At 71.6% G+C, this 16,927-nt stretch carries 15 protein-coding genes; 6 read left to right on the top strand and 9 right to left on the bottom strand.

Going from position 1 to position 16,927, the window contains the following annotated elements; all coding sequences use genetic code 11:
* Window positions 1-161: 161 nt before the first annotated feature.
* The 3 genes from OHA88_RS21655 (at window position 162) to OHA88_RS21665 (ending at window position 3,920) form a co-directional block, all read left to right on the top strand.
* Window positions 162-2,390, top strand: coding sequence for an acetate--CoA ligase family protein (locus tag OHA88_RS21655; protein WP_328626720.1), 2,229 nt, complete (start codon window positions 162-164; stop codon window positions 2,388-2,390).
* Between the two features lie 31 nt (window positions 2,391-2,421).
* Window positions 2,422-3,252, top strand: a complete 831-nt coding sequence (locus tag OHA88_RS21660) for an enoyl-CoA hydratase/isomerase family protein (protein WP_328626721.1) — start codon at window positions 2,422-2,424, stop codon at window positions 3,250-3,252.
* A gap of 71 nt (window positions 3,253-3,323) precedes the next feature.
* The gene (locus OHA88_RS21665) at window positions 3,324-3,920 is read left to right on the top strand and encodes a flavin reductase family protein (protein WP_328629752.1); all 597 of its coding nucleotides are present in this window, start codon (window positions 3,324-3,326) and stop codon (window positions 3,918-3,920) included.
* Between the two features lie 78 nt (window positions 3,921-3,998).
* Here OHA88_RS21665 and OHA88_RS21670 read toward each other — a convergent pair whose 3' ends face one another.
* Entirely contained in the window at window positions 3,999-5,336 is a 1,338-nt protein-coding gene (locus tag OHA88_RS21670) for an MFS transporter (protein WP_443044263.1), read from the bottom strand.
* A 161-nt stretch (window positions 5,337-5,497) separates the two neighbouring features.
* On the opposite strand from OHA88_RS21670, the gene OHA88_RS21675 reads away from it, so the two are divergent.
* Window positions 5,498-5,830, top strand: a complete 333-nt coding sequence (locus OHA88_RS21675; protein ID WP_328626723.1) for a hypothetical protein — start codon at window positions 5,498-5,500, stop codon at window positions 5,828-5,830.
* Window positions 5,831-5,913: 83 nt separating this feature from the next.
* On the opposite strand, the gene OHA88_RS21680 is transcribed toward OHA88_RS21675, so the two are convergent.
* Window positions 5,914-7,146 (bottom strand): MFS transporter, encoded by a 1,233-nt coding sequence (locus OHA88_RS21680; RefSeq protein WP_328626724.1) that lies wholly within the window; start codon window positions 7,144-7,146, stop codon window positions 5,914-5,916.
* Between the two features lie 149 nt (window positions 7,147-7,295).
* Between OHA88_RS21680 and OHA88_RS21685 the strand changes: the two genes are divergently transcribed.
* On the top strand, window positions 7,296-8,285 hold the full coding sequence (locus OHA88_RS21685; protein ID WP_328626725.1) for a GlxA family transcriptional regulator: 990 nt from the start codon (window positions 7,296-7,298) through the stop codon (window positions 8,283-8,285).
* A gap of 25 nt (window positions 8,286-8,310) precedes the next feature.
* On the opposite strand, the gene OHA88_RS21690 is transcribed toward OHA88_RS21685, so the two are convergent.
* The 3 genes from OHA88_RS21690 to OHA88_RS21700 form a co-directional block, all read right to left on the bottom strand.
* Window positions 8,311-9,360: a Zn-dependent alcohol dehydrogenase gene (locus OHA88_RS21690; protein WP_326628254.1), complete on the bottom strand. Its 1,050-nt coding sequence runs from the start codon at window positions 9,358-9,360 to the stop codon at window positions 8,311-8,313.
* Window positions 9,357-10,508, bottom strand: coding sequence for an acyl-CoA dehydrogenase family protein (locus OHA88_RS21695; RefSeq protein WP_328626726.1), 1,152 nt, complete (start codon window positions 10,506-10,508; stop codon window positions 9,357-9,359). Before OHA88_RS21695 ends, OHA88_RS21690 begins: the two co-directional genes overlap by 4 nt.
* An 82-nt stretch (window positions 10,509-10,590) precedes the next feature.
* The gene (locus tag OHA88_RS21700) at window positions 10,591-11,505 is read right to left on the bottom strand and encodes an SDR family oxidoreductase (RefSeq protein ID WP_267003271.1); all 915 of its coding nucleotides are present in this window, start codon (window positions 11,503-11,505) and stop codon (window positions 10,591-10,593) included.
* A 100-nt stretch (window positions 11,506-11,605) separates the two neighbouring features.
* Here OHA88_RS21700 and OHA88_RS21705 point away from each other — a divergent pair, with 100 nt between their 5' ends.
* Entirely contained in the window at window positions 11,606-12,532 is a 927-nt protein-coding gene (locus OHA88_RS21705; RefSeq protein ID WP_328626727.1) for a cyclase family protein, read from the top strand.
* A 3-nt stretch (window positions 12,533-12,535) separates the two neighbouring features.
* On the opposite strand, the gene OHA88_RS21710 is transcribed toward OHA88_RS21705, so the two are convergent.
* The 4 genes from OHA88_RS21710 to OHA88_RS21725 form a co-directional block, all read right to left on the bottom strand.
* Window positions 12,536-13,030 carry an ATP-binding protein gene (locus OHA88_RS21710; protein WP_328626728.1) on the bottom strand — a complete coding sequence of 165 codons (495 nt, stop codon included), beginning with the start codon at window positions 13,028-13,030 and terminating at the stop codon, window positions 12,536-12,538.
* Between the two features lie 528 nt (window positions 13,031-13,558).
* Window positions 13,559-14,512 carry an acyl-CoA dehydrogenase family protein gene (locus OHA88_RS21715; RefSeq protein WP_328626729.1) on the bottom strand — a complete coding sequence of 318 codons (954 nt, stop codon included), beginning with the start codon at window positions 14,510-14,512 and terminating at the stop codon, window positions 13,559-13,561.
* A gap of 7 nt (window positions 14,513-14,519) precedes the next feature.
* A complete protein-coding gene (locus tag OHA88_RS21720) occupies window positions 14,520-15,686 on the bottom strand; it encodes an acyl-CoA dehydrogenase (RefSeq protein WP_328626730.1) in 1,167 nt (388 codons plus the stop codon).
* Window positions 15,683-16,888, bottom strand: coding sequence for an amidohydrolase family protein (locus OHA88_RS21725; protein WP_328626731.1), 1,206 nt, complete (start codon window positions 16,886-16,888; stop codon window positions 15,683-15,685). Before OHA88_RS21725 ends, OHA88_RS21720 begins: the two co-directional genes overlap by 4 nt.
* Between the last annotated feature and the right edge of the window lie 39 nt (window positions 16,889-16,927).

Below are 16,927 nucleotides of genomic sequence, written 5' to 3' on the forward strand. Positions count from 1 at the left end.
GGGCACGCAAAGGGGCGGGGAATCCCGGCCAGGGCCCGTCCAGCCTTTGCCTTCCTACCCATTCCTGACGGAGCGTCAGTTCAGTAACCTGACAAGGCGTCAGCTAATTGGATACGGGCGCCCCGAGCCCGGACGGACCTCTAGCAGGAGTGGGCGGAACGATGCTTGGATCGACTCACGGCACCCTCACCACACACTTCCGCGCCCGGGTGGTGGCCTGCGGCGAGGAGCCGCACGCCGCCGTCCACTGCATGACGGCCGCCGCCGCGGAAGGCGATCTCGACGTCAGCGGCCGCCCGCTGCACGCGCCCGTGCCCGACCTGGACCGGTTCTTCCGGCCCGAGTCCGTCGCCGTCATCGGGGCATCCGACACCGAGGGCCGGCCCCGTACCGGCATCACCCGGCAGCTCGTCGCCTGGGCCGAGCGGGTCGGGGCACGCCTGCACCCGGTCCATCCCACCCGGGAGTCCGTCTTCGGCCGCCCCTGCTCTCCTTCCGTCGCGGACCTGCCGGAGCAGGTCGATCTGGCGGTGCTGCTGGTCGGCGACCCGCTCCCGGTGATCGAGGAACTCGGGCAGGCCAAGGTGAAATTCGCGGTCGCCTTCGCCTCCGGGTTCGCCGAGACCGGCGAAGAGGGCGCCGCCGCCCAGGCGCGGCTGGCGGCCGCGGTGGAGCGGTCGGGGCTGCGGCTGCTCGGGCCGAACACCAACCTCAACGCGTTCGAGGCGTTCCGGGACGACCTCGACGGGCCGGCGATCGCCCTGATCACCCAGTCCGGCCACCAGGGCCGCCCCGTCTACACACTCCAGGAGCTGGGCGTACGGCTGTCGCACTGGGCGCCCACGGGCAACGAGGCGGATCTGGAGACGGCCGACTTCATCTCGTACTTCTCGCAGCGCCCCGAGGTCGGGGCCATCGCCTGCTACGTGGAAGGGCTCAAGGACGGGCGTTCCTTTCTGCTCGCCGCCGACCGGGCGGCACGGGCCGGGGTTCCGGTCGTGGCGGTCAAGGTGGGGCGTACGGAGACGGGGGCCAGGACGGCCGCGTCACACACCGGCAAGCTGACCGGCGCCGACCAGGTGGTGGACGCGGCGATGCGGCAGTTCGGCGTGATCCGGGTGGACGGGCTCGACGAACTCCAGGACACCGCGGCCCTGCTGGCCCGGGCACGGAAACCGCAGGCCGACGGGGTCGTCGTGTATTCGATCTCGGGCGGCACGGGCGCGCACTTCTCGGACCTCGCAACGGGGGCGGGACTGAAGCTCCCCACCCTGTCCGAGGAGAAGCAGCGCGAGCTGCACGAGTGGATTCCCGGCTATCTGAACGTGGCGAACCCGGTCGACAACGGCGGGCATCCGGTCGGCGACTGGCGCGGCCGGAAGATCATCGACGCTCTCCTCGCCGACCCGGACGTCGGGGTGCTGATCTGCCCGATCACCGGCCCGTTCCCCCCGATGAGCGACAGGCTCGCGCAGGACCTGGTGGACGCGGCGGAGACCACGGACAAGCTGGTGTGCGTGGTGTGGGGATCGCCGGTCGGTACGGAGGACGCGTACCGCACGACGCTGCTCGGCTCGTCGCGCGTCGCCACCTTCCGCACGTTCGGCAACTGCATCACCGCCGTGAAGGCCTATCTGGACCACCACCGGTTCGCCGGCTCGTACCGCTCGCCCTTCGACGAGGCGCCGCGCACGCCGTCGCCCTCGTTCCGCAAGGCGCAGGCCCTGATGCGTCCGGGCCACCAGCTGAGCGAGCACGCGGCGAAGCAGCTTCTGCGGGCGTACGGCATCCGCGTCCCGCGCGAGCAACTGGTCACCAGCGCGGCGGCGGCCGTCCGGGCGGCGGGCCTGGTCGGCTACCCGGTCGTCATGAAGGCGTCCGGCGCGCGGCTGGCCCACAAGACGGAGCTCGGTCTGGTCAAGGTCGGGCTCACCTCCGCCAGCCAGGTCCGCGACGCGTACCGCGAACTGACCGACATCGCCCGCTACGAGGGCATCGAGCTGGACGGCGTCCTGGTCTGCCAGATGATCGAGCGGGGCGTCGAAATGATGGTCGGCGTCACGCACGATGCCCTGTTCGGGCCGACGGTGACGGTCGGGCTCGGCGGCGTCCTCGTGGAGGTGCTGCACGATGCGGCGGTGCGGGTGCCGCCGTTCGGCGAGGACCAGGCGCGGGCGATGCTCGGCGAACTGCGCGGCCGGGCCCTGCTGGAAGGCGTACGCGGCGGACCGCCGGTGGATGTCGACGCGCTCGTCGAGGTCGTGCTGCGCGTCCAGCGGATGGCACTGGAACTGGGCGACGACCTCTCCGAACTGGACATCAACCCGCTGATGGTGCTGGGCCGCGGGCAGGGCGCGGTGGCGCTGGACGCGCTCGCCGTCTGCCGCTGACCCCCCACGCCACCTGCCGAGGAGCCGCCTCATGCCGTCCTCCCCCGAAGACACCCCCGGGTCCGCCGACCCGCTTGACTCATTGGTACTCCACGCCACTGACAACGGCGTCTCATGGATCACTCTCAACCGCCCCGAAGCGATGAACGCCGTCACCTGGAACCAGCGCGAACGCCTCATCGCCCTCCTCTCCCGGGCCTCCGCCGACCCGGCGGTCCGGGCCGTCGTCCTGACCGCCACCGGCCGCGGCTTCTGCGCGGGCGCCGACCTGCGCGGGGTCCCGTCCACGGGCGACCGGGTCCCCGGCGATGTGGCCCGCACCATCCGGCTCGGCGCGCAGCGCCTGATCGCGGCGGTCCTGGACTGCGAGAAGCCGGTGATCGCGGCCGTCAACGGCACGGCGGCCGGCATCGGCGCACACCTGGCGTTCGCCTGCGACCTGGTACTGGCCGCCGACTCGGCGAAGTTCATCGAGGTGTTCGTACGCCGCGGTCTCGTACCGGACGGCGGCGGCGCGTACCTGCTGCCCCGCCTGATCGGACCGCAGCGTGCCAAGGAGCTGATGTTCTTCGGCGACGCACTCCCCGCGGCGGAGGCGGAACGCCTGGGCCTGGTCAACCGGGTGGTCCCGGCCGAGGAGTTGACGGAGATGGCCCGCGCATGGTCGCAACGCCTGGCGGACGGTCCGACCCGTGCCCTCGCCCTCACCAAACAGCTGGTCAACGCATCCCTGGACGCCGACCGTGCAACGGCGTTCGCCGCCGAGGCAATGGCCCAGGAGATCAACATGACGACGCGGGACGCGGGCGAGGGAGTGGCGAGCTTCGTGGAACGCCGCGCACCGAAGTACCGGGGGCTGTGACGATCCGGGCTCAGCCCTTCCGATCTGACGCTCCGTCAACTTAACTGGGAGATGTGATGGGACACGCAGGCATGGCCGCCACCGCCGTCCGGTACCTCAGGTCCGTCGGCGCCGCCACAACCGCCGGCCCGGCACCGGTCGATCCGCTGCCGCGCCCCGATCTGCGGGCCGTCGCCGACGACGAGCGGCTGCCCGTCGATCCGACCGAATTCCGGCGCGTGCTCGGTCACTTCGCGACCGGTGTCACCGTCGTCACCGCCCACGCCCCGGACGGCCCTGCGGGGTTCGCCTGCCAGTCGTTCGCCTCGCTCTCCCTCGACCCGCCGCTGGTCACCTTCATGGTCGCCCGCACGTCGACGACCTGGCCACGCATCGCCCGCGCCGGGGCGTTCTGCGTCAACATCCTGGGCGCGGAGCAGGACGCGTTGTGCCGGGGCTTCGCGGTGAGCGGGGCCGACAAGTTCGCCGGGGTGACGTACGGGGCCGCTCCCGCGACCGGGTCGCCGCTGCTGGCCTCCGTACCGGCCTGGGTCGACTGCCGCATCCAGGCCGTCCACACGGGCGGCGACCATCTGATCGTGGTCGGGCGGGTGGAGGCGCTGGGGGCGGCGGACGGGGTCGCTCCGCTGCTGTTCCACCGGGGGGCGTTCGGCCGCTTCAGCGGGTGAGCGTGTACCGGCGTGGTGCGTCGATGTCGACGTACTGCCGGCCGGGCTTCGGACTTCGCGCACGGCTCGGCGACCGCCTCAGCCGGTGCCGGTCAGCGCCGCCGGCTCCGGGGTCTGCGCCTGCCGCCGGATCACCAGCGCCATCAGCGCCGCCGTCGCGCACAGCGCCCCCGACGCGTACCAGACCATGTCGTACGAGCCGAACACGTCGCGCGCCACACCGCCCAGGAACGCCACCAGTGCTGCGCCGACCTGGTGGGAGGCGAGGACCCAGCCGAAGACGATCGCGCTGTCGTCGCCGTACTGTTCGCGGCACAGGGCCAGTGTCGGCGGGACCGTGGCCACCCAGTCCAGGCCGTAGAACACGATGAAGAAGACCATCGGCGGGTGCACCGTCGGCGCCATCAGCATCGGCAGGAAGAGCAGCGAGATGCCGCGCAGCGCGTAGTAGACGGCGAGCAGCCGGCGGGCGTCGAAGCGGTCGGTGAGCCAGCCGGAGAAGATCGTGCCGATGATGTCGAAGACCCCGATGACGGCGAGCAGCGAGGCGGCTGCCGTGATGGGCATGCCGTGGTCGTGGGCCGACGGCACGAAGTGCGTACGGATCAGGCCGTTGGTCGATGCGCCGCAGATCGCGAACGTGCCCGCCAGCAGCCAGAACGGTCCGGTGCGGGCGGCGTCGAACAGCACGCGTACGGTACGGGCCGCCGCGCCCCGGGCGGGCGCCGGCTTCTCCACGTACGAGCCGCCGTAGGGGGCCAGGCCCAGATCGGCCGGGTGGTCGCGCATCAGGAGCCAGACGAACGGGACGACGACGAGCGCGGCCAGCGCGACGGTCACCGAGGCCGGCCGCCAGCCGTGCTCCTCGACGATCCAGGCGCACAGGGGCAGGAAGACCAGTTGGCCGGAGGCGCCGGCCGCGGTGAGGATGCCGGTGACCAGGCCGCGCCTGGCGACGAACCAGCGGTTGGTGACCGTTGCCGAGAAGGCCAACGCCATCGAGCCGGTACCGAGACCGACGAGCAGGCCCCAATAGATCATCAGCTGCCAGGAAGCCGTCATCCAGACACTGGCCAGGGCCCCCGCCGCGACCGTGGACAGGGCCACGACGACGACCCGGCGGATGCCGAACCGGTCCATCAGCGCGGCGGCGAACGGCGCGGTCAGTCCGTACAGCGCCATGTCGATCGAGACGGCCAGCCCGATCTCCCCGCGCGACCAGCCGAACTCCGTGTGCAGCGGGTCGATGAGGAGGCCGGGCAGGGAGTTGAACGCGGCGCCGCCGATGATCGTCACGAACGTGACGACGGCGACGATCCAGGCACGGTGGATGCGCAGGCGGGACGGCGTGCGGTCGGCCGGGCGGGCGTCGTCCTGCGCGGGACCTGCGGCGGCGCTATCGGTTGTCTGGGTCACGTCACCCAGCATCCGGCCCCGGGGCATCTCTTCACGAGTGGCCCGAGGGACATGGTTCGTAGGGATCGGGCCATGGGGGAAGGCGTACGATCATCCGTCGGCCGGGGCGAACGCTCACCCGGCCGAATGAGACGGACGAGCCGATCGAACCGGGGGATCTCATGCAATGGGTCGCGCGTCAGCAGTTCCATCACCGTTCCGCACTGATGCAGGCGTGGGGCGCAGGACTGCTGCTCATCGCCGCCGGGCTCTGGATCTGGCTGGCGTTCCTGCTGGTGGATCAGGCGGACGCGTACTGCTACCGCGTCACCATGCAGTGCACGGTGGTGTCGGAACTGCCCAAGCAGCTCACCGTCCTGGCGGTCTGCGGACCGCTCTCCGTCCTCGGCTCCGCGCTGCTCGTCGGTGGCAGTGTGCGCAGGCAGACCAGTGCGCACGTCTTCCAGGTCATCGAGATGCAGAAGTCCGAGGAGCGGGACCGGCAGAAGCGCTGACGGTCGTCGGCCCGGCCGGACTGCAGCCGTCCGGGCAGCCGCCACGCGGTGCGCGGACCGGGCCCCCGCCCCGGTCGCCCGGCTCACCCGATCCGCTCCAGGCGGCGGATCGGGCGGGCTGCCAGCAGCACCCCCACCACCAGCGCGTTGATCACCGCTCCGGCCAGCAGCACTTCCGAAGCGCCCACCGCGTCCGCGACCGGTCCCGCCAGCGCGCGGCCCGCCGCCAGCATCAGCAGGGAGCCCGCCACGTCGTAGGCGTGCAGCCGGTTCAGGGCCTCCGGCGGGACGTGCGTCTGGACCGTCGTCGACCACATCACCAGCCAGAACGCGAACACCGCGCCCGCCACGAACTGCCCGACCCCCAGCGCGAACACCGGCATCCCGAGACCGAGCACCACCAGGTTCACGCACACCCCGGTCAGGGCGATCGCGCCCGCCGCGAGCGGGCGGCGCGGTCTCAGCCGCAGGGCCAGCAGGCCGCCGAGCACGCTGCCCGCACCGTTCACCGCCATCATCACGCCGTACGTGCCCGAGCCGTGCGCCTCGGTGACCTCGACCGCGGTCAGCGGGAGCATCGGGCCCATCACGGTGAAGCCGTACACCGTCCAGATCGCGATCACTCCCCACAGCCAGCTGCGCGCCCTGAATTCCCGCCAGCCATCGACCAGTTCGGCGACGAATGTGCCGCGTGGCGCCTCGTCGGACGGCATCGGGGCGAGGCGCAGCAGGAAGAGGCAGGCGCCGGAGACCGCGAACGTCGACGCGTTCGCCGCGTACACCGCTCCGGCGCTCGCCAACCCGACCAGCAGCCCCGCGAAGGCAGGACCGGCCATGGTCATCAGCGCCTCGGAGACCCGGAGCACCGCATTGCCGCGCTGCACGTCGAGCGCCACCCGGGGCACCGTCGATGCGACGCCCGGCTGGAAGAGCGCGGCGCCGACGCCGGCCACCGAGCTCAGTGCGTACACCGCCCACAGCGGCGGGTTGCCGGTGGCGAAGGAGATGGCCAGCACGGACGCCCCGACCAGCCGCAGCGCGTCGGCGATGATCATCATCCGGCGTGGGGTGAACCGATCCGCCAGTACGCCGCCGAAGAGCACGAAGAGGGCCAGCGGCCCCATCCAGGCGGCCAGCGCGAAGCCCACCGAGGAGTGCGGCCGGCCGGCCCCCAGCAGACCCGCGGTGAGCGCCACGGGGATCATGCCGTCGCCGAAGAGTGCGGCGGTACGGGCGATGAAGAAGAGCCGGAAGTTACGGTTCCAGAGCTCGCTTCCCGGTCGGTCGTCGTCCCATCGCGCAGCCAGGGGCGGCAAGGAAGCCGTGGGGCCGATGGAGGACGAAGGGGATGGGGCGCTCTCGCGGGTCGCGCCGGGAATGCACTCGTGCTCTGCTGACTTTTCCTTCACGTCAGTGACATGTATCAGTTTAAGGTCTATACCACTAGGGGTGAAGGGAGTCCGCCATGCGGCATCGAGTCGTCGTCCTGGCCCTCGACGGGCTGCTCCCTTTCGAACTGGGCATCCCACAAAGGATTTTCGGCCGGGCGTACGGATCCGAGCCCGGTGACCGGGGACGGCAGCTGTACGAAGTCGTGACCTGTTCCGTCCGCCCACCTGGTCCGGTGTCCACCGACGCGGACTTCACCATCACCGTGGAACGTGGCCCCGAGGCGCTGGCCACCGCCGACACGGTCGTCATCCCCGCTTCCTACGAGCTCGGCCCCGTCTACGAAGAGGGCAGGCTGACGGACGAACTGGCCGCCGCGTTCGCGTACATCAGGCCGGGCACCCGCCTGGTCTCGATCTGCACGGGCAGTTACGTCCTCGCCGCCGCCGGACGTCTCGACGGACGCCCCGCCACCACGCACTGGTCGTCCGCCGACCACTTCCAGCAGCTGTTCCCGCAGGTCCGGGTCGACCCCGACGTCCTGTTCATCGACGACGGGGACGTCCTCACATCCGCCGGGGTCGCCGCCGGGATCGACCTCTGCCTGCACATCGTGCGCCGCGACCACGGCACGGCCGTCGCCAATGACGTCGCCCGCCGCACGGTCGTGCCGCCGCACCGCGACGGCGGGCAGGCCCAGTACATCCAACGCCCGGTCCCCGAGGCTCAGTTCGCGACCACGACGAGCGCGCGGGCCTGGGCGCTCGGGCGGCTCGACCGGCCGATCCTGCTGCGCGACATGGCGCAGCAGGAGTCGATGAGCGTACGGACGTTCACCCGCCGGTTCCGGGAGGAGGTCGGGATCAGTCCGGGGCAGTGGCTGACCCAGCAGCGGGTGGAGCGGGCACGGGGGCTCCTGGAGGCCACGGACCTGTCGATCGACCAGGTGGCGCGGGAAGCGGGGTTCGGGACGGCGACGTCGCTGCGCCAGCACATCCAGGCGGCGTTGGGCGTGTCACCGACGATGTACCGGCGGACGTTCCGCGCGGGGGCGGTCGGTCGGTGAGGGCGCGGATGCGGCGCCCGAGGAGCTAGAACACCAGCACGCCGCGCGCCACCCGCCCGTGGTGCGCGTCGTCCGCCGCCTTCGCGAAGTCCTCCACCGGGTACGTCTCCGTCACCAGCTCGTCGAGGAGCAGCCGGCCGTCCCGGTACAGGTCCGCGTAGAGCGCGATGTCGCGCTGCGGGCGCGAGGAGCCGTACCGGCAGCCCAGGATCGACTTGTCCAGGTACATCGACGAGACCAGGAACGACGCCTCCGCCGTCGCCGCCGGGACACCCAGCAGGATCGCCTGGCCGTGCCGGTCCAGGAGATCGATCGCCTGCCGGATCAGTTCCGTGCGGCCCACGCACTCGAAGGCGTGGTCGGCACCGGTCGGCAGGATCTCGCGCACGCCGTCCGCCGACGGCAGGAAGTGCGTCGCGCCGAACTGCCGTGCCACCGCCTCCTTCGCCGGGTTGGCGTCCACCGCGACGATCGTCAGCGCGCCCGCGATCCGCGCACCCTGGATCACATTGAGCCCGATGCCGCCGGTGCCGATCACGACGACCGTGTCACCCCGGTCGACCTTCGCCCGGTTGAGCACGGCGCCGACTCCCGTCAGCACACCGCAGCCGATCAGGGCGGCCGACGTCAGCGGGATGTCGGCGGGGATCTTCACCGCCTGCACGGCCTTGACTAGGGTCCGTTCGGCGAAGGCCGAGTTGGAGGCGAACTGGTACAGCGGCTTGCCACCCCGCGAGAACGGCTGCCCGGGCATCCCGATCGCCTTGCGGCACATCGTCGGCCTGCCCCGGTCGCACTGGGCGCACGCGCCGCAGCTGGCCAGCGTGGACAGCGAGACATGGTCGCCGGGCGCGACATGCGTGACGCCCGCGCCGATCGCCTCCACCACGCCCGCACCCTCGTGCCCGAGCACCACCGGCAGCGGGAACGGAATGGTCCCGTCCACGACCGACAGATCGCTGTGGCACAGGCCGGCGGCCGCCACCGAGACGAGCACCTCGCCGGGTCCCGGGTCACGTATCTCCAGGTCGTCGACGACCTCGGTCTGCTTGCCGTCGAAGACGACGCCTCTCATCTCGGCTCCCTCGGTAGGCCGAGCACCCGCTCGGCGATGATGTTCCGCTGGATCTCGTCCGAGCCGCCGTAGATGGTGTCGGACCGGGTGAACAGGAACAGGCGCTGTGCCTCGTCGAGTTCGTACGGTGTGGTGGGCGACCAGTCGTCCGGGCCCACGGCTGCGGCGGCGCCCCTGATCTCCACGGCCAGCTCGCCGAGCCGTTTGTGCCAGCCGCCCCAGAGCAGTTTGGCGACGCTCGGGGCGCCCGCGTCGCCGGAACCGCCCAGGGTGCGCAGGGCGTTCCAGCGCATGGTCTTCAGCTCGGCCCACTGCCGGACGAGCCGTTCGCGCAGTACGGCGTCGGCGACCGCACCGCCGGCGACGGCGGCCCGGACCACACGGTCCAGCTCGGCGGCGAAACCGATCTGCTGGACCAGGGTGGAGACGCCCCGCTCCAGGGCGAGCAGCCCCATGGCGACGGTCCAGCCGTTGCCCTCGCCGCCGACCACCTCCTCGGCGAGCGCGCCGTCGAAGAAGACCTCGTTGAACTCGCTCGTCCCGGACATCTGGCGGATCGGGCGCACCTCGACACGGCCCGGCTGGTCCATCGGCACCAGCAGGAACGACAGTCCGTGGTGGCGCTGCGAGCCCGGGGTGGTGCGGGCGAGGACGAAGCACCAGTCGGCGTCCTGAGCGAGCGAGGTCCAGATCTTCTGGCCGCTGACGATGTACCGGCCGGTGCCGTCCGGCACGGCGCCGGTCCGCACCCCGGCGAGGTCGGAGCCGGCGCCGGGTTCGCTGTAGCCCTGGCACCAGAGCTCCTCGCCCCGGGCGACGGCGGGGAGGAACCGCTGCTTCTGCGACTCGGTCCCGTACGCGATGAGGGTGGGGGCGAGGAGGTTCTCGCCGATGTGGCCGACGCGGGCGGGGGCGGTGGTGCGCGCGTACTCCTCCGCCCAGGCGACCTGCTGGGTGAGGGTGGCGTGCCGGTTTCCGTAGCCGGCCGTCCCGGTGTCCCAGCCGAGGCCGATCCAGCCGGCGTGGCCCAGCTCCCGCTCCCAGGCGCGGCCGCCCTCGGTGGCGCAGGGCTGTGCGAGGTGGGCCTCCAGCCAGGACCGGGCCTCCTGGCGGAAGGTGTCGTCCGCCGCGTCGAACGCGAAGTCCACGTCCACTCCTTGGGGTCGGGCGGAAAATCCAGCCCCTCAGTCGGCCGAGGAGCGGGGTCCGGGGCGGGGCCCCGGTGGGAGGTCACGCGTTGGGCCTCGTCCTCGCCGCCGCCGCGGCCGCCATCGCCTCCAGCTGCGCCAGCATCGGCATCGGATCCACCCCCACCGTCCCCGGCAGGAAGTCGGCGATCCGCTCCGGCGTCCAGGCCCCTTCCGCGTACCCCGCCCGCAGTTCCCTCGGCTGCGCCCAGACCGCGATCTTCGGGCCGGCGATCGTGTAGACCTGGCCGGTGATCTTCTCCTCGCGGGCCCGATCGCTCAACAGGTAGACGACGAGTGCGGCCACGTCCTCCGGTTCGCCGATCTCCTTCAGTTCCATCGGGACGTTCGCGGACATCCGGGTCCGGGCCACCGGGGCGACCGCGTTCGCCGTGACGCCGTACTTGTGCAGTCCGAGCGCCGCGCTCCGGACGAGCGAGATGATCCCGCCCTTCGCGGCGCTGTAGTTGGCCTGGGCGACACTGCCCTGATGGTTGCCGCTGGTGAAGCCGACCAGTGTGCCGCCGCCCTCCTGCTTCCGCATGACCGCCGCGGCCGCCCGGAAGACGGTGAAGGTGCCCTTCAGGTGGGTGGCGACGACCGGGTCCCACTCCTCCTCGGACATGTTGAACAGCATCCGCTCGCGCAGGATCCCGGCCACGCAGACGACCCCGTCGATCCGCCCGAACCGCGCCAGCGCCGTGTCCACGATCCGCTGTCCGCCCGCCATCGTGGAGATGTCGTCGGCCACCGCGACGGCCTCGCCGCCCGCCGCCTCGATCTCCTTGACGACGGACTCGGCTATCTCGCTGCTCGGTTCGCCGCCCTCGATGGAGACGCCGTAGTCGTTGACGACGACCCGGGCCCCCTGTGCCGCCGCGGCCAGCGCGACCGCTCGTCCGATGCCACGGCCGGCACCGGTCACGGCCACCACCTTGCCTGCCAAGAAGTTCCCCATGCCCGGCCCCTTCCCGCGGTTTCTGACGGACCGTTAGATTTTATGGGTAGTCGGCTCCGTCAGCACAAGACCGGCGACCCATCGATTCCAGGAGGCCCCCATGCCGCTGCCGGCCGAGTTCCACGAGATCGCCGAGCGCGTGAACAACTGGGGGCGCTGGGGCGCGGACGACGAGATCGGGACGCTCAACCTGATCACCGACGCGGTGGTACGGGACGCGGCGGCGACCGTCCGCACCGGGCAGCGGATACCTCTCGCGCTCGCCCTCCAGCAGGACGGTGTGCAGAGCGGGCTGATTCCGGGGCGGGTCAATCCGCTGCATGCCATGGTCCAGATCAATCAGGAGATCTTCGGCCCCGGCACGGTCGCCACCAGCGACGACGTCGTGACGCTCGGCCTGCAGGCCGCCACCCACTGGGACGCGCTCACGCACGCCTCGCACTCCGGGCAGATCTACAACGGCCGCCCCGCCGACACCGTCACCGCGCACGGCGGCGCACAGTTCAGCTCCATCGCCGCACCCCCGCACCTCGTCTCACGCGGCGTACTGCTGGATGTGGCGCGCGCCCGCGGCGTGGACCGGCTGCCCGGCGACCATGCCGTGACCCCGGAGGACCTGGACGCGGCGGAGGAGTTCGGCGGGATCCGGGTCCGGGCCGGTGACATCGTCCTCGTACGGACCGGGCAGATCCAGGTCTACCTGGCGGGCGACAAGCACGCGTATGCCTATCCGTCGCCCGGTCTGTCGATCCGGACGCCCGAGTGGTTCCACGCGCGCGATGTCGCCGCGGTCGCCAATGACACACTGACCTTCGAGATCTTCCCGGCGGAGATCGAGGATCTATGGCTGGGCGTGCATGCGCTGGACCTGGTCGAGATGGGCATGCTGCAGGGCCAGAACTGGAATCTGGAAGGGCTGTCCACAGCCTGTGCGGAGGCGAAGCGCTACGGCTTTCTGCTCTCCGCGATGCCGGAACCGTTCGTCGGCGCCACCGGCACCCCGGTCGCCCCGGTGGCCGTCCTGTGACCGCTATGCGGGATGGGTGACGACGGCGGGCGACGGCTCATGCAGGCCGGCCCCGTGTGCCCCCACCTGCATCTGGACCTGCACCACGGGCGCCCCGCGGTCCACCTCGCACCAGATCTGCTTGCCGGCGCCTTCCGGCTGCCAGCCCCAGCGGTCGGCAAGGCCGTCGACCAGCTCCAGGCCCCGGCCGCCGGTGTCCTCGCCCGCCGCGTGCCGCTGCTGCGGCGGACGGCAGCTGGTGTCGGCCACCTCGACCCGTACGGTCCCGGCCGTCCCCGCCGTTTCGGCCGCGCCGAACAGCATGCGCAGCACGGCCGGACAGCCGGTATGGACGACCGCGTTGGTGACCAGCTCCGAGATCAGCAGGATGAGCGTCTCGGCCAGCGGCTCGTCGTCCCTTATCCCGGACCCGACCAGTCTCGACCGCGCCCACCTGCGGGCCCGCCCGACCTCTGCGGGATCCGGCCCGACCTCCAACTGAACCTGAAGCACCTGCACCGCTCACACCATCCGAACCGGCGGACACATCGCCTCGCGCCTCCTCAGGGTCACGGAACGTGATTCCCTTACGAGACAGCATGGTTGACGTACAGTCACCGCAACAAGCGCTTCGGGCATATTCCAGCGCGAAGGAGTACGCGTGGTGCATACTGTGCGACGCACGCTGCGGGGGGTCGAACAGAAGCACACAGAGGGCGCGGGAATCGCCCCACGGGCAGGCCCGGCGCTTCTGACAGGAACGCGAGCAGGGCACCTCGGCCGGACCGCAGTCGCCCCACGGGCAACACCCGGATCGCCAGGTTCCACAACCACTCGCATCCAACGGAGCGTACCCGAGCCGACGGCAACTGCGGCCCGTGACGAATCACGCAAAGGACACAAGCCGGTATCGGCACTTACCGACTGCACTGCGTAACTCCGCAGCGTGAAGTTCAGGGGTCTTTCGCGTGACATACATGCACTCGGCACTCATCGTCCCGACCCCAGCCGCACGCGCACCCGGTCAGCCGTCGGTCCGCCGTGCGCTCAGCACAGATCGGCCGCAAGCGCCTCCTCGGCCTCGGCCGCCGTCAGCCACTGCCCGGCCCGCAGCCACGCCCGCTTGAGGTGCAGATGTACGTCCGCCTCCCAGGTGAAGCCCATCCCGCCGTGCACCTGGAGACAGTCCCGCGCATTGCGGACGGCCGCCTCGTCGGCGAGCAGTTTCGCGCCGGCGATCTCGACCGGGTCCGCGGTCACGGCCGCCGCGTACACCGCGGCCCGGGCCAGCTCGGCACGTACCAGCATCTGGGCGCACAGGTGTTTGACCGCCTGGAAGGCGCCGATCGGTGAGCCGAACTGCTCACGCCCACGGGCGTGTTGAACAGCCATCTCGATGGTGCGGGCGGCGCTGCCGAGCTGCTCGGCGGCGGACAGCAGGGTGCCTTCGCGCCGGAACCGCGCCGCCCCGCCCCCGGGCAGGGGGTCCCCGAGCGCGGCCGGGGCCGTCACACGGTGCAGCGGCGTGAGCGGATCGAGTGACCGTACGGGGCGGGCGGCGCCCCGTACGAGCGCGCGCAGCGCAGCCCCCTCCAGCACCCGCACCTCCCCGCCCACCACGGCGATCAGTGCGTCCGCCGCCCCCAGGTGGGCGACCGGGCGGCCCTCGTCCAGCACCGCGACCACCGTCCCGCCCTCCGCCGCCCCCTTCACCGCACCGGCGGCGAGATGGGTGGCCGCCAGCGGCCCGGGCAGCAGCACCCGCCCCGCCTCCTCGAACAGCAGGACGGCCTCGGGCAGCCCGAGCCCCACCCCGCCCTCCGCCTCCGGCAGCCGCAGCGCGAAGAACCCGGCCGCGCCCAGCTCTCCCCACACCACCCGGTCGACGTCCGTGCCCGCGTCGAGCGCCGCCCGCATCCGGTCCCTGCCGAAGCGGCCGGCGAGCAGCTCCCGTATCCCGGCCCGCAGTGCCCGCTGGTCGTCCGAAAGCTGGAAGTCCACAGTCCGCTCAGCGCCCCTTCGGCAGGCCGAGGATCCGCTCGGCGACGATGTTCTGCTGGATCTGCGAGGTGCCCGCGGCGATCGTGTACGAGAGCGAGGTCAGCCGGTCCAGGACCCACTCCCGGTCCAGATCGGCCCCGTCCGCGCCGAGCACCTCGGCCGCCGCGTCGTACAGCTCCTGGCGGGCCTGCGAGTAGCGCAGCTTGAAGACCGAGCCGCCGGTGCCGGGCACGCCACCGGCGGCCCCGGCCCGCTGCGCCTCGCTGACGTTCCACTGGGTGAGCCGCCACAGCGCCCGGAATTCGGCGTTCAGCCTGCCGAGCGTCCTGCGCAGCACCGGGTCGTCCCAGCGGCCGTTCGCCCGGGCCTCGGCGGCCAGGGCGGCCAGCGTGCGACGGCAGGCGACGACCTCGCCGACGAACGCCGTACCGCGCTCGAAGGAGAGGGTGACCATGGTGACCCGCCAGCCGTCGTTCTCCGCGCCGACCCGGTGGGAGACCGGCACCCGCACCTCGTCGAGGAACATCTCGGCGAATTCGGTGGACCCGGCGAGCGTGCGCAGCGGGCGGACGGTGACGCCGGGGGCGTCCATCCGCATCGCGAGCCAGCTGATCCCGCGGTGTTTCGGCACGGCCGGATCCGTGCGCACGAGCAGCTCGCACCAGTCGGCGACCTCCGCGTGCGAGGTCCAGATCTTCTGGCCGCTGACCACGTAGTGGTCGCCGTCACGGACCGCCCGGGTCCGCAGCGATGCCAGGTCGGAGCCCGCTTCCGGTTCGCTGAATCCCTGGCACCAGATCTCGTCCCCGCGCAGGACCGGCGGCAGCCAGCGGGCCCGCTGCCCGGCCGTGCCCTCGGTGGCGATCGTCGGCCCGGCGTGCAGCAGCCCGACGAAGTTCGCGCCGACGTACGGCGCCCCGGCCCTCTCCGTCTCCTCCAGGAAGATCAGGTGCTGTGTGGGGGTGGCGCCCCGCCCGCCCGCGTCGACGGGCCAGTGCAGGCCCGCGTACCCGGCGTCGTACAGCATCCGCTGCCAGGCGGTGTCGTAGGCCCGCCGCCCCGGCCAGTCGTCGGGACTGGGCTCGGCGGGCAGTCCGGGCAGCACGTCGCCGAGCCACTCCCGCAGCCGCGCCCGGAACTCCTCCTCCTCGGGCGTGCAGGACAGATCCGTCACTTGCCGAGGTCCCGGTCGAGGTCCAGACCCAGCATCCGGATCGCGTTTCCGCGCATCAGTTTGTAGACGGTCTCGTCGTCCAGTCCCTTGACGTGGTCGAGGGCGACCTCCTTCGTGTGCGGAAAGGTCGAGTCGACGTGCGGGTAGTCGGTCTCGAACGTCGCGTTGTCCCGCCCGACCACATCGAGCGACGCGACACCGTGCTTGTCGCGGAAGAAGCAGCAGAACATCTGCCGGTAGTAGTACGTCGACGGCGGTTCGGGGATCAGATCGCGCACCCCGCCCCACGCCCGGTGCTCCTCCCACACGTCGTCGGCGCGCTCCAGGGCGTACGGGATCCACCCCATCTGGCCCTCGCTGTAAGCGAGCTTCAGCCGCGGGTACTTCACCAGCACCCCGCTGAACAGGAAGTCCATCATCGAGGCCATCGCGTTGTTGAAGGAGAGCGAGGCCTGTACGGCGGGCGGGGCGTCCGGCGAGGCGGCCGGCATCTGCGAGCTGGACCCGATGTGCATGTTGACGACCGTGCCGGTCTCCTGGCAGATCGCGAAGAACGGGTCCCAGTGGCCGGTGTGGATCGACGGCAGCCCGAGATGGGTCGGGATCTCCGAGAAGGTCACCGCCCGCACCCCGCGCGCGGCGTTCCGCTTGATCTCCGCGACCGCCAGGTCGATGTCCCAGAGCGGGATGATGCAGAGCGGGATCAGCCGGCCGCCGCTGTCGCCGCACCACTCCTCCACCATCCAGTCGTTGTAGGCGCGCACGCAGGCGAGCGCCACCTCCTTGTCCTGCGCCTCGGCGAAGGTCTGGCCGCAGAAGCGCGGGAAGGTGGGGAAGCAGAGCGACGCCTCGACGTGGTTGAGGTCCATGTCCTTGAGCCGTTCGACCGGGTCCCAGCAGCCCCGGCGCATCTCGGCGCGGGTGATGCCCTCCAGCGTCATGTCGTCGCGGTCGAAGCCGACGGCGGCGATGTTCCGCTTGTACGGGAACTTCAGGTCCTCGTAGATCCACCAGTCGGTCGGCGGGCCGTCCGGATCCATGGTGATGACGTACTTGCCGCCCGTGTACGCCAGCTCGCCGATGCCCGCGGTGAGCGGCTGCGGACCGCGGTCGCGGTACTTGGCGGGCAGCCAGGTCGAGAAGAGGTGCGGCGGCTCGATCACATGGTCGTCGACGCTGACGATCCGAGGCAGTTCCGTCATGGTGTCCCCTTCGGCGCACACGGCTCGTACCGGATGCGT

Origin of the sequence: Streptomyces sp. NBC_00353 (assembly GCF_036108815.1) — a bacterium.
GTDB lineage: Bacteria > Actinomycetota > Actinomycetes > Streptomycetales > Streptomycetaceae > Streptomyces.

Coding starts and splice junctions, on each gene's coding strand:
- OHA88_RS21700 (WP_267003271.1), bottom strand. CDS start 11,505: ATGGGGAACTTCTTGGCAGGCAAGGTGGTGGCCGTGACCGGTGCCGGC.
- OHA88_RS21665 (WP_328629752.1), top strand. CDS start 3,324: ATGGCCGCCACCGCCGTCCGGTACCTCAGGTCCGTCGGCGCCGCCACA.
- OHA88_RS21655 (WP_328626720.1), top strand. CDS start 162: ATGCTTGGATCGACTCACGGCACCCTCACCACACACTTCCGCGCCCGG.
- OHA88_RS21705 (WP_328626727.1), top strand. CDS start 11,606: ATGCCGCTGCCGGCCGAGTTCCACGAGATCGCCGAGCGCGTGAACAAC.
- OHA88_RS21690 (WP_326628254.1), bottom strand. CDS start 9,360: ATGAGAGGCGTCGTCTTCGACGGCAAGCAGACCGAGGTCGTCGACGAC.
- OHA88_RS21725 (WP_328626731.1), bottom strand. CDS start 16,888: ATGACGGAACTGCCTCGGATCGTCAGCGTCGACGACCATGTGATCGAG.
- OHA88_RS21675 (WP_328626723.1), top strand. CDS start 5,498: ATGCAATGGGTCGCGCGTCAGCAGTTCCATCACCGTTCCGCACTGATG.
- OHA88_RS21685 (WP_328626725.1), top strand. CDS start 7,296: ATGCGGCATCGAGTCGTCGTCCTGGCCCTCGACGGGCTGCTCCCTTTC.
- OHA88_RS21660 (WP_328626721.1), top strand. CDS start 2,422: ATGCCGTCCTCCCCCGAAGACACCCCCGGGTCCGCCGACCCGCTTGAC.